General features: G+C 52.2%; 10 protein-coding genes. 6 read left to right on the forward strand and 4 right to left on the reverse strand.

What is annotated here, in order from left to right; all coding sequences use genetic code 11:
* Positions 1-7: 7 nt before the first annotated feature.
* The 3 genes from GYMC10_RS21385 to GYMC10_RS21395 form a co-directional block, all read right to left on the reverse strand.
* Positions 8-415, reverse strand: a complete 408-nt coding sequence (locus GYMC10_RS21385; RefSeq protein WP_015736445.1) for a GNAT family N-acetyltransferase — start codon at positions 413-415, stop codon at positions 8-10.
* 8 nt (positions 416-423) lie between these two features.
* Positions 424-804 (reverse strand): sensory rhodopsin transducer, encoded by a 381-nt coding sequence (locus tag GYMC10_RS21390; protein WP_015736446.1) that lies wholly within the window; start codon positions 802-804, stop codon positions 424-426.
* A 94-nt stretch (positions 805-898) separates the two neighbouring features.
* Complete coding sequence (locus GYMC10_RS21395; protein ID WP_015736447.1) at positions 899-2,008, reverse strand: rhamnogalacturonan acetylesterase; 1,110 nt, start codon at positions 2,006-2,008, stop codon at positions 899-901.
* Between the two features lie 227 nt (positions 2,009-2,235).
* Between GYMC10_RS21395 and GYMC10_RS21400 the strand changes: the two genes are divergently transcribed.
* From GYMC10_RS21400 to GYMC10_RS21425, 6 genes are all read left to right on the forward strand, one after another.
* Complete coding sequence (locus GYMC10_RS21400; RefSeq protein ID WP_015736448.1) at positions 2,236-3,969, forward strand: sensor histidine kinase; 1,734 nt, start codon at positions 2,236-2,238, stop codon at positions 3,967-3,969.
* Between the two features lie 13 nt (positions 3,970-3,982).
* On the forward strand, positions 3,983-5,530 hold the full coding sequence (locus GYMC10_RS21405) for a response regulator (protein WP_015736449.1): 1,548 nt from the start codon (positions 3,983-3,985) through the stop codon (positions 5,528-5,530).
* A 143-nt stretch (positions 5,531-5,673) separates the two neighbouring features.
* Positions 5,674-7,014, forward strand: a complete 1,341-nt coding sequence (locus GYMC10_RS21410) for an ABC transporter substrate-binding protein (protein WP_015736450.1) — start codon at positions 5,674-5,676, stop codon at positions 7,012-7,014.
* A 118-nt stretch (positions 7,015-7,132) separates the two neighbouring features.
* Positions 7,133-8,032: a carbohydrate ABC transporter permease gene (locus GYMC10_RS21415; protein WP_009589786.1), complete on the forward strand. Its 900-nt coding sequence runs from the start codon at positions 7,133-7,135 to the stop codon at positions 8,030-8,032.
* A gap of 5 nt (positions 8,033-8,037) precedes the next feature.
* The gene (locus GYMC10_RS21420) at positions 8,038-8,871 is read left to right on the forward strand and encodes a carbohydrate ABC transporter permease (RefSeq protein WP_009589991.1); all 834 of its coding nucleotides are present in this window, start codon (positions 8,038-8,040) and stop codon (positions 8,869-8,871) included.
* Between the two features lie 44 nt (positions 8,872-8,915).
* Complete coding sequence (locus GYMC10_RS21425; RefSeq protein WP_015736451.1) at positions 8,916-9,947, forward strand: glycoside hydrolase family 88 protein; 1,032 nt, start codon at positions 8,916-8,918, stop codon at positions 9,945-9,947.
* Positions 9,948-10,160: 213 nt separating this feature from the next.
* On the opposite strand, the gene GYMC10_RS21430 is transcribed toward GYMC10_RS21425, so the two are convergent.
* Complete coding sequence (locus GYMC10_RS21430; RefSeq protein WP_015736452.1) at positions 10,161-12,242, reverse strand: peptidoglycan D,D-transpeptidase FtsI family protein; 2,082 nt, start codon at positions 12,240-12,242, stop codon at positions 10,161-10,163.
* Positions 12,243-12,255: the final 13 nt, after the last annotated feature.

A 12,255-nucleotide genomic window follows, 5' to 3' on the forward strand; every position in this document is an offset into this window, starting at 1 on the left:
TTTTCGTCTATCGCCGTATATTCTTCTTCATCCCAATGGTGAATCGCTGAAAGCCCAGCTTCTCATAATACGGTTCCAGCCCTTCCTCGCACATCAACTGCGGGATGACCCGGGACTTCTCGCAATGTTCAACCAATCGATGAAGGATCTGTCGGCCAATCCCTCTGGACTGATACTCCGGATGTACGCCTAATCCGCATATAACGCCGGTTATGACCCCATCGGAAATGATGCGCCCCATGCCTGCCAATCGCTGTCCGTCGTACGCATAGACGGCATACCAGCTCTGCCTGCATATGGTATTCAATTCGGCAGCGGATAAATTTATGGAGTTCCACTCCAGCGCATCATATAGAGCTTCCAGTTCATGAACGTCCTCAGGAGGCTCTTTAGAATACGTCACCGTATGTACCATGCATCCACCTACTTTGAAATTTGGGTTACCGGGTATGCCATCACGCTCATTAAAGCATTCTCGGCCTGAGTGGAATCGAGTCGGCTGTATTGAACAAACACAGGTGCACTGCTTGTAACTTCCATGGCATAGGGAATACCCGGAGGAATACCCTGCCCGTCACCCGTTCGAAGGGAGCTGGTCCGTATGTGCTTGGTTCTTCTTGCTGGCACGATGGTTTCCATTCCCAGCAATGGGTCACGATCCTCGAAGTAAGCATGAATCGTAACCACTACGTCCTGCTCGGTTAAGTTCAACACACAGACGGATTCATGACTGGTTAGTTCTCCGCTGCTTTCAGGAGGGATATACCCATCGGGAATAATCCATTGCTTTTCACCTTTTGACATGCGTTTCGCTCCTCGCTCGTATGATTTAGGGTGTTTTGAATAGATTCGCTGCGGGTGCCAAAGTTCCTCTTTTTCAGGTTCGGGACCCGGCATGTTACCGCAGAAACAGGGACAACGGCTGGAGTCCAAGCGCCTTCAAACCGCCAACCACCATATCGGCCAATTGGGCCGCTCCGCGCTGTTGAAAATGGGTATTGTCCATTACCCCCTGCGGGAACCGAAGAAATTCCCCCGGCCTCCCCCACATAAACACGGATTTGGTCCCTTCCGGACCCAGCCGGTTAAAATACTCCAGACTCAGCGCCGCCAAATCGACCAAGGGCACCTGCTCCTCCGCGGCCAGCTCCCGAACGGCCGTTACATAATCACCATGCGTGTCCTTCAGCCTTCCCTTGCCATCAAAGTAACGGCGGTGAACAGGGGTAACCAGGATCGGTGTCGCCTGTTTCTCCCGGCAAACATCCACGTATTCTTTTAAGAACTCCTTGTATGTTGAAAAAGGCTCCGTGTACCTCTCCTCATCACGCTTCTGATCGTTATGGCCAAACTGAATCAGCATGTAATCATGGGGTTTCATCTTCTCCCGGATTCGTTCCAGGATTCCCTCCGCAATAAAGCTCTTGGAGCTTCGTCCGGAACGTGCATAATTGCTCACAACTGCATCCGCTTTCATGAATGCGGGCAGCATTTGCCCCCACCCGGCATAAGGATAGCCGTCCGCAGGCTGGTTTGTTACCGTCGAATCCCCAGCCAGAAACACCTGGCATGCTGCATGCGGTGCAGGCAGCACTTCCAGTACGTTAATTCGGGGAGCCCGTCCAGAAAAGTACAGTACAATTTTCCCTTGAACCGCTGGCACCGTCATACTGTAACGTTCAAAGTGGCCTGCCGGGATGAGTTTCCCATCCAGCAGCATCTGTCCTTCCGTCCCCCGCATGGAGGTTTCCGTATCAAACCAGGCATCGCCAATCAATAGATGCAAGGTGTACAGGCCATCCGAGACATCGACCTGAAACGCTGCGTTCAGCGGGATGATAAAATCTCCCGTTAATGCCTCTTCCCCTGCCCGATTCACGGCAGATATGCTGGATACGGAATGGAATCCGTAGCCAAGCTCGGGACTATATAAGGTCTCGGCGGTTATTTTGATATGTTCATGGCCTGGCGTTTCCGTACCGAAATCGAATTTATACATGTTTTGCAACGAACTTCACCTCTCCCGGTTGAATTTCATCTAAGTCCATTATGGAACGGTAACCGCCGAACATACATTCAAATAACCGTCCTCCATGTTCAAATAACCGACTAATTAGAGAAGAGCCGCCCCGATTATCCCGGATGTTGGAATAACCTCGCACGTATTGACAGCGTTTACAACCCGGTACATAATGTGTACACAACATTTTAGGACCAGCGCAAGGAGACGTTGCCGTGCAAAAATGGATGACGATCTATAAAAATATGAAAATCAAAAATAAGCTTTCCCTTCTTATCAGCCTTATCGTTGCCATGGCATTTGCGTTCGCCGTCATCGTCCAGCAGTATGCCTTCTCCATCTACGACGAGCAGCTGTACCTCAAATCATCCCAGGTCCTTCACCTGTCTTCCTCCGCGATTGAGTCAGAGCTCGAGCGGGTCGAACAGTTATCCTTTAATATCATTACGGATACCCAGATCCAGAATATATTGCGTTCCATCGCCGGGAGCGAATCCGATTATGACAGGCTCATCCTCCGCCAGCATTTGGTAGACCGCCTCCTGAATTATGTCGGTTCCGAGCCCATGCTCTACTCCATTCACCTGATCGATTCATATGACCATCAACAGGACGTCGGCAGCGTCGTCCCGATTGAACCTGCCAAGAAGGAACGGATTCTTCAGCTTGCCGGGGACGCGGATGGAGAAGAACGCTGGATATACCCGGACGAAAGTGATCCGGCCCTTCTACTTTCCCGGGAAATAAGATCCTATTCCGGCACATTATTCGATCTTAACTACTTGGGCACCATCATCATTCGCATCAATATGGACAAAATCGTCCGGAAATCCGCCGGCGGGGAAGGCGACCTGATCGTGACCTCGGGTGCGGATGTGATCTATCCCGCAACGCCGCACTTCGATCCGGCGGTCATTCAATCCTCCCTGTCATCCGGAAACGGGTACCTTACCCGGGAAATCGATGGCCACACCTACTTCATTGCGCATAACCGATCGGGCAACACGGGCTGGACATATATGAATGTCACACCCTTTAACCAAACCTTCAAGCAAATCATATTCATTAAAGAGCTTGTCATCATCGTTTTCACCGTTATTTTCGCGGTTGCGATTCTGCTCGGCATCAGGTTCAGCCGGGGGCTGACACGTCCTATCGAAAGTCTCATTACCCGGATGAAACTCGCGGAAAAAGGAAACTTTGCGGAAGCCAACGTGCTGCCTCAGGACGCAGCCCCCGTCGCCATGAACGAGCTGGGACTGCTGCATCGCACATTCCGTCTCATGATTGAGCGAATCAACGCCCTCATTACCGAGAACTATTCAAACCGGCTGTTGATCAAAGAGACCGAGTTTAAAGCGCTGCAAGCACAAATCAATCCTCACTTTCTGTATAACACGCTGGAATCCGTGAACTGGCTGGCGAAAATGAACAAGCAGTCCCAAATCTCCGACATGGTGCAGGCTTTAGCCTTCCTTCTGCGAAACTCCGTCAGTTTGAAGGAGCCCATTCTGACATTGGGGGAAGAATTGGAGATCGTCCGAAACTACGTCATCATACAGAAATTCCGGTTCGAAGACCGCTTACATTTTACGCTGGATGTACAAGAGCAGGATCTGCACCGCAAAATACCCAAGCTGTCCCTTCAGCCCCTGCTCGAAAATGCGATTCATTACGCGCTGGAGCCATCCGTAGACCCTTGTCGAATTACGTTGTCCTGCACGGAGACGCCTTCCGCATTCTGCGTCATCGTGGAGGATGACGGTCCCGGCATGGCGCCGGATACCCTGACGCGGCTGCGAAGCGGCGATTTGGCCACCAGCGGCAACGGAATCGGACTGTTAAACATCGAAGAACGGATCAAGCTGGCTTTTGGCGACCATTACGGTTTATCCATCGACAGCGGACCGGGTCTTGGAACCCGCGTGATTCTGTCTTTACCCAAATAACGGAGGGATTCGAATGTACAAAGTACTGCTCGTGGACGATGAACGGATTATTCTGGACGGCATATCTCAGATGGTGGACTGGTCGGCATACCGAACCGAGCTGGCGGGTACCGCCCAGAACGGAATTCAAGCGTATGAAAAAATCGTCAGGGAGAGCCCGGATATCGTCGTGTGCGACATTCGCATGCCCGGACTCGACGGTCTGGAGCTCGTTGCCAAGACCCACGCCTCCCATCCTCATATCAAATTCGTGCTGCTGTCCGGCTTCGGCGAATTCGAGTATGCTAACCGCGCCATGCAATACGGCGTGAAGCATTACCTGCTGAAGCCGACCGACGAGGACAAGATCGGTGGAGCGCTGAAAGAGGTCATCGACGAGCTGACCCAGTACCGGAACAAGGAAACGTTTGTCCAGGAGATGAAGGACCGGCTCCGGAAGGTGCTGCCCCATGTCAAAGAACAGGTGCTCAAGGAGTTTGTCACCAACAAGACCTATGGGCGCCATGATCTGGAGGAGTACCGGAGCCTGTTCGAATACGATTTCGATCAGCCTGTGCGTCTTCTGCTGTTCCAGCTGGAAGGCTCCGTCGAATTCGAGCATCAATTCGCCGTGAAGAACATCGCCGAGGATCTGCTGGACACGACGCTGCTGAGTACGACGATCGGACAGCAGGTCCTGGTGCTGATCGAGGACCGTAACGATCAGCAGCGGCTTCATCAGCAGCTCCAAGATATCCGCTGCACGTTTAAACAGTATTACAAAATGGACGTCACGATCGCGATCAGCGATCCCGGACCTGTTACCCAGGCGCGGAGGCTGTACCGGGATACGCTGCAGTGCCTGAACTACCGGTTCTACCTGGACGAAAGCGGAATGATCACAACCGAGGATACGCTGCACGTCGGCGGTATGGAAGGAAGCTTCGTCCTTGATGAGGAGCGGCTGTGCATGCCCGTCCGATCCGGCCATCGAAACGAAGCGGAGCTTGCCCTGACCGAGTTCGTTCAGGAACTGAAGCGTGCGCAGCTGAGCATCGAGATGACCAAATCCTATATCATTCAGCAATACGTATCCCTCATCCGGCTGACCGATCCGGACCAGATGCAGGAACGTTACGCGCGAATCCCGGAAATCGCCGAGATGAGCACGCTCCAAGCGATTCAAGGCGTACTGGAAGAAACGGTTCGGGAAATCACGCTGCGAAACTTTGAACGGAACAAGGTCCAATACAACGCCATCGTGCGCAAGGTGGTGGAGATCATCGAGAACCAGCTGGGCAACTCGGAGCTTACCCTCAACCTGGTGGCAAACGACATGCTGTATATGAACGCCGACTATCTTGGCAAGCTGTTCAAAAAGGAGACCGGCGAGAAGTTCTCCAATTACGTGATGAAGCTTCGGATGAAACGCGCAACCGAAATGATGCTCAGCGATCCCGATATCAAAATTTTTGAAATGGCGGAGCGGCTCGGTTTTGGCGACAATCCTCAATATTTCAGCCAAGTGTTCAAGAAACAGATCGGCTGCACGCCCTCCGAATATATGAAAAAGAGCGAATAACTTGTACGTACATCTCTGCTTTTTAAACAAACTGCACGGTTTTTTTCCTTACCCTTTCCCCTCGAAAACTAGATAATTGGGAATGTAAGCACTAACATTTGAAGCGATAATTTGTGGTCCATCAACAAAGGGGAGGAAATGGAATGAAAAAAGTGTTAAGCGCGGTCCTGATGTTTTCCCTGATCGGAAGCTTGATCGGCTGTTCGGGCGGAGGCGCTGCCGAACCGCCGGCAAACGGCGGAACCGGAACGGAAACGCCGCCGGCGACTGCAAGCGATAGCAAGGATCCGGTCAAGCTCCGCATTGCGTGGTGGGGCGGTCAGTCCCGGCATGATTATACCTTGAAGGTCATCGAAATGTATGAGTCCCAGAATCCGCATGTCACCATTGAACCGGAATATGCCCCATTCGATGACTATTGGAAGAAGCTTGCTCCCCAAGCGGTGGCCGGCGGACTTCCGGACATTATCCAAATGGACATCTCCTACCTGAATCAATATGCAGGCCGGAATCAGCTGGCGGATTTGAAGCCGTTCACCGAGAGCGGCGAGCTGGATGTCGCCGACGTCAGCGAGAATGCGCTGAGAGGCGGTGAGGTCAACGGCAAGCTGGTTGCCATGAACCTCGGCGTGAACGCACTCCAAACCACGTTTGACGTCGAGACGATGAAGAAGAACGGCATCGATATTCCGTCCAAGGAATGGACCTGGGACGACATGGACAAAATGGGGGCCCAAGCCAAAGAAAAAGGCCTGCAGATCGGAGGTTTTGCTTACCGGCATGACGTCTTCTTCCCGTACTATTTAAGAACCATCGGCCAGAAAATGTACAGCGCTGACGGCAAAACGATCGGGTACAGCGACGACCAGCCCTTTATCGATTACTTCACCCGCTACCAGAAATGGTACGACAACGGATATATCCTGTCTCTCGACAAGGAAGCCCAGAAGAAAGGCGTAGCGGAGGAGGATGAAATCGTCCTTGGCAATTCCATCTCGGGCACCGGCTGGTCCAACCAGTTCCTTGCCGTGGCCAATCTGGTAACCGACCGTTCGTTGGAGTTGAATCCGATGCCGGGTCCCGGAACGAAGGACGGTCTCTTCCTGAAACCTTCGATGTATTTCTCGGTCACCGAAACCTCGAAGCACAAGGAAGAAGCCGCCAAATTCATCAGCTTCTTCATCAACGACATCGAGGCCAACAAGCTGATCAAGGGCGAACGCGGCGTTCCCGTATCCGCCAAGGTAAAGGAAGCGCTGAAGCCGCTCCTCTCCGAGAACGAAGCCAAAATTTTCGACTATGTCACTTGGGCTGAGGCCAACAGCACGCCAGGAGATCCTCCTAACCCGATCGGTGCGGTAGAGATCGAGAAGCTGCTGCGAGATCTCAGCGAACGCATCCTGTTCAAGAAAATCTCGATCGAAGATGCCGCGGCCGAGTTCCGCAAGGAAGCGAATGCCATCTTGGCCAGATCTCAGCAATAACCAGGATACGGCTAGACAAGGCATCTCCCGCACGTCTTTCCCGTGCAAGAGATGCCTTTTTACATCAGTGACCCCTGCACGGGGCGCAACCAAATCTGAATCGTAGGGGTTGAAGTCTATGAAGAGGCTCCGCGAGAACGAGCACATCACCGGTTACGTGTTTTCAGCGCCGTTCGTTCTTGGTTTTCTCATCTTTACCTTATATCCAATCCTGTCGTCCCTGTATTATTCGTTCACCAATTACAATCTGATGGAAGCGCCGAGATGGCTGGGCCTCGGGAATTATGAGCGGTTGTTTCTGGAGGACGACAAGATCGGCAAGTCCTTTCAGGTCACATTCACCTATGTATTCGCCAGCGTTCCCCTGCGCCTCATATTCGCCCTCTTCGTTGCCATGATTCTGAATACCGCAACCAAGGCCGTGGGGTTGTACCGCTCCGCCTTCTACCTGCCTTCCCTCATCGGGGGAAGCGTGGCCGTGGCCATCATGTGGCAGCAGATCTTCGGCGACAAGGGGCTCGTGAACTCTGCCCTGTCCCTCTTCGGAATCCATTCCACGACCTCTTGGATCGGGAATCCCAGCACGGCGCTTTGGACGCTCATCGCATTGTCCATCTGGCAGTTCGGCTCCTCGATGATCATTTTTCTGGCCGGCTTGAAAAATATACCGAAGGATTACTACGAAGCCGCCAGCGTGGACGGTGCCAATGCGGTCCATCGCTTTTTCAAGATTACGCTGCCTATGCTCAGTCCGATTATTCTGTTCAATCTGACGCTCCAGACGATCTCGGCGTTCCTGACCTTCACCCCCGCCTACATTATTTCGCGCGGCGAAGGCGGCCCGCTGGATCAAACGCTGCTCTATTCGCTCTATTTATACCGCAAGGCGTTCTCGCATTTTGAAATGGGTTACGCGTCGGCTCTTGCCTGGATCATGCTCATTATCGTCGGTGTCCTGACCTTGCTCATCTTCAGATCATCCACCCGCTGGGTTCATTACGAGTCGAAAGGAGATTGACGGTTATGACCAAATCCAGACGTGTTCTCTACCATACCCTGGTCGGATTGTTCGCCCTCGGCATGACCTATCCGATTCTGTGGCTGGTCGCCAGCTCGCTTAAACCCAATCATGAAATATTCACGACGGCTTACAGCCTGATTCCGAGCCGGCTGGAGTTCTCGAATTATGCTACGGGCTGGAAGGGATTCGCCGGGACCACCTTCGGCACCTTCTTCAAGAACTCGTTCATCATTGTCATCATCTCCACCATTGGGGCCGTCGCCTCCTCGGCGCTTGTCGCCTTCGGATTGGCTCGGACCAAGTTCTTCGGACAGCAGTTCTGGTTCGCCTGCATGATGATTACGATGATGCTGCCTCATGACGTCGTGATTGTCCCGCAATATGTCATGTTCGCCAAATTCGGCTGGCTGTCTTCCTTCAAGCCGTTAATCGTTCCCCAATTCTTCGGCATTCCGTTCTTCATCTTTCTGATCATGCAGTTTATCCGCACGATTCCGAAGGAACTGGACGAAGCCGCCAAGATTGATGGATGCAGCAAGTACGGGATTTTCTTCCGGGTCGTTGTGCCGCTGATCGTGCCCGCTCTCATTACATGTTCGATTTTCTCCTTCTACTGGAGATGGGACGATTTCATCAATCCGCTCATTTACTTGAACAACCCGGAGAAATATCCGGTGTCACTTGCCTTAAAGCTGTTCCTAGACGGGGAATCGCTTAATAACTGGGGCGGCATGTTTGCCATGGCTACCTTATCGCTGCTGCCGGTCGTCATCGTCTTCTTTATCTTCCAGAAATACATCGTGGAAGGGATCAGCACGACGGGATTGAAAGGGTAATCCATACACATAGATTCAATTGAATATGAAGGGAGTTTCTCATCATGCCAGCACTTGTATTTGATGATCAACAAATTGAGAATGTCATTGACCGCGTGGTTGACCGGACCTTTCGCATGGACTTCAGCTGGGATTGGCCGGGCGGGGTCGCCTTTTACGGGGTATGCGAAGCCTACAAGGCCACCGGCAAAAAGGAATATCTGGAACAGCTGAAAGCCTGGGTCGACGAAAATATGGAAGAGGGGCTGCCGAAGCTGTCCGTCAACGGCGTCTCCATCGGCCACTCCCTCCTGACGCTGTATGAGGTTTATGAGGATGAACGGTATATCGAAACGGCGAAGGAAATGGCCGAGTATCTCACGCATGATGCACTGCGTTTCGGGAACGGCATCTTTCAGCATACGGTGAACTCCGAAACGTATAACTTTCCGGAGCAGGCATGGGTCGATACGATGTTCATGGCAGGCTACTTCCTGCTTCGGATCGGCGTGATGCTGGACCGGGAGGATTACTTCGAGGATGGCTTGAAGCAGTATCACGGCCATGAGGATTGCCTGCAGGATCCCGTCACGAATCTGTATTACCACGGCTGGGACAACATCGCCGGCAACCATATGTCAGGCGTCTTCTGGTGCCGGGGCAATGCCTGGGCCGCCATCACGATGGCTCGTGCCCTGGAGCTTGTACCGGTCACGCACCCGTCCTTCATGATCATCGAAGGCTCGCTGCGCGACCAGCTCAGCGCCCTGGTCCGGCTGCAGCATGAATCCGGCCTGTGGCATACGATTACGACCGATCCGCAATCCCCGCTGGAAACGTCCGGCTCGGCCGGCATCGCCGCCGCCCTGTTGACCAAAGGACGGATCTATAATAAATACACGCAGAAATCGATTGACGGCATCTTGGCCAAAATCACCGAGGATGGTACCGTAACCGGCGTATCTGCGGGTACGGCCGTCATGAAGGACGCCGCAGGTTACAGAGGCGTGCCCGATAAGCGAATCCAGGGCTGGGGCCAAGGTCTGGCCTTGACCTTTCTCGCGGAAGTGCTGAAGATCAGGAGCAATCCTTATTGATTAAATAAGATACAGAAAAGGCAGGATGGAGAGGATCAAGTTCGCCTCTACAGCCTGCCTATAATGATTTTGCACCTCACAAGCGAATGGTATTGATTAATAATGATGAACATGAACCGACTGCACCCGATATACTTTCATCCCATATCATTGGTTTAGTCTCCCCGTCTCCCATCGCTGATCTTCACGATTCAGATTCTGCGTCTACGCTGTTTATTCATTGTCTCCTGTCTCGTCCTCGCCGCTATCCTTCTTCTGCCCTTCCGTTTTCTTCGGATGCGGCGTTCCGTCAAGTCCGTAGACTTCGTCGTAAGCGTCGAATATCTTCCTCGCAATCGGCGCGGCGCTTTGCGAGCCGAAGCCGCCTTCCGGCACAACGACGGCCACCGCCAGCTTCGGATTATCTCGCGGAGCAAAGGCGATGAAGACGCCGTTATCAATCTTTTGCCATCTTCCATTTACCTTAGCCTCCTGCTCGGAGGTTCCCGTTTTGCGGGCAAAGTCATATTTAAAATCATCGAATGCGGCCAGCCCCTGCGTATTCATCCCCCGCTTAATGGTCTGCCAGTATGTTTTAGGAAATTCGACCTCGTTCAGGACCTCGCGCCCGAATTCCTTGACCACGTTGCCATCCTGATCCGTGACTTTGCTGACTAGCTGCGGCTTGACCCGCTTGCCTTCATTCGCCAGCATGACGGTGTATTGAGCAAGCTGTAGAGGGGTGTATTTACCCTGCTGACCGAAGGAAGCGTAGGCTAACGCCGCCAGATTACTTCCCGCTGCTTTTGTATCGGTATAATTTTTCAGTCCTTTATGCTCGTTGGGCAAGCCGCTCCCCGTTACGACGCCAAGACCAAACTTCTCCATATATTCATCCCAGACCGTAACGCCCTTCTCCCCGCCATACTTGCTGACTAGCCTTTTGCCAATCATATCAATCATAAAAGCATTCGAGGATTGCTGAATCGCTAACTGCGGTTTGATGGGTCCGTTTCGATGACCGCTCGAGTTGGAAATTCTCGTTTCGCTTCCTTCGCGGCCTATGGTGGCGTACCCTTGATCAGGATAAGTGTCATTAATGCCAAATAACCCCTCATTAAGCCCGATCAGCACCGTCAGCGGTTTAATGACGGAACCGAGAAAAATCATGGATTCAAAGCCATTACCCGAGCGACCTGATCCATAGATCGTAATCGTCCCGTTTCCCGACGCGTCCACGACATCCTGCGTAATTTTGCCACCATTTACCCGCACATTCGAGTCGTAATCCGGCATGCTCGCCATCGCAACCACATGACCGGTATCCACCTCCATGGCGACCGCGTATCCAGTTAAGGCATCCTTATGTAACTTACCCGATACCGGATGAGTATGAAGATATTGAAGCTGATCCATAATGGCCTGCTCAGTGGCAAGCTGAATGTCTTTATGAATCGTGGTGTGAATATCATGGCCTTTTTCAGGAGCAACCATCTTCGGTACGCCGTCCACCATATTCTGCGGATTGATCGGAATGCTAAGATACCCGCTCTTGCCGCGCAGTTCTTCCTGAAACATCCGTTCCAATCCGTCATAGCCAATCCACTCTTCTTCCGTGTAGATCAAGCCGGGATTCTTCTGATCCTTGTTGCTCTGATCAATAGCCTCATAAACCTTGAGGTCTTTGGAGCCTCTGAACTTCTTTAAGTACCCGATCGTCTGAACCGCTACTGTATCCGGATCATAATGCCTTACATTCTCCTCCACGATCTGGATGCCGGGAAACTTGGCGCGGTTCTCCATGAAATAAGCGATCTCTTCCTTCGTCAGATCGGATTTGATGCGTCTAGGCTCATAACCATGCTGCTTGTTATATTCCAAATCCAGGTCGTCCATCACTTTTTTGACGGTGATCGGTTCCAAGTTCGGATCCCCATATTTGTTAAACGCCTGGACAAGCCGCTTCGCCATCTCCTCCGCTTCCGGCCGGTTTTCTTTCCCTTTGTCCGTCTTCTTGCTGTAATCCTTCATGAGCGTAATATATAGAGAATTTGAAGCCGTAGAGTATGCAAGCTTGGTGCCGGACGCATCGATGATGGACCCCCGGATCGGCTGCAGCGGGAAATGCTTCTGCTCCCCCCCGGTTTCCTGGCTTGCCAGCTCCGGTCCCTCTACGAACTGTAATATGGCAAGGCGAACGATTATGACGCAAAAGATTAAAAATGCGCTGAAAAAGAAAATATTGATCCGTCCATGGAATTTACGCCTGGTTTCTGATTCATCCGGTAAGTCTTTATAAGGTTTAAAGCCTATCACATTGTCTACGCTC

This window comes from Paenibacillus sp. Y412MC10 (assembly GCF_000024685.1).
GTDB classification, from domain to species: domain Bacteria; phylum Bacillota; class Bacilli; order Paenibacillales; family Paenibacillaceae; genus Paenibacillus_AQ; species Paenibacillus_AQ lautus_A.

What these genes read in the sequence shown, in the direction of transcription:
- GYMC10_RS21405 (WP_015736449.1), top strand. Translation starts at nt 3,983, where the DNA reads ATGTACAAAGTACTGCTCGTGGACGATGAACGGATTATTCTGGACGGC.
- GYMC10_RS21410 (WP_015736450.1), top strand. Translation starts at nt 5,674, where the DNA reads ATGAAAAAAGTGTTAAGCGCGGTCCTGATGTTTTCCCTGATCGGAAGC.
- GYMC10_RS21385 (WP_015736445.1), bottom strand. Translation starts at nt 415, where the DNA reads ATGGTACATACGGTGACGTATTCTAAAGAGCCTCCTGAGGACGTTCAT.
- GYMC10_RS21420 (WP_009589991.1), top strand. Translation starts at nt 8,038, where the DNA reads ATGACCAAATCCAGACGTGTTCTCTACCATACCCTGGTCGGATTGTTC.
- GYMC10_RS21415 (WP_009589786.1), top strand. Translation starts at nt 7,133, where the DNA reads ATGAAGAGGCTCCGCGAGAACGAGCACATCACCGGTTACGTGTTTTCA.
- GYMC10_RS21390 (WP_015736446.1), bottom strand. Translation starts at nt 804, where the DNA reads ATGTCAAAAGGTGAAAAGCAATGGATTATTCCCGATGGGTATATCCCT.
- GYMC10_RS21425 (WP_015736451.1), top strand. Translation starts at nt 8,916, where the DNA reads ATGCCAGCACTTGTATTTGATGATCAACAAATTGAGAATGTCATTGAC.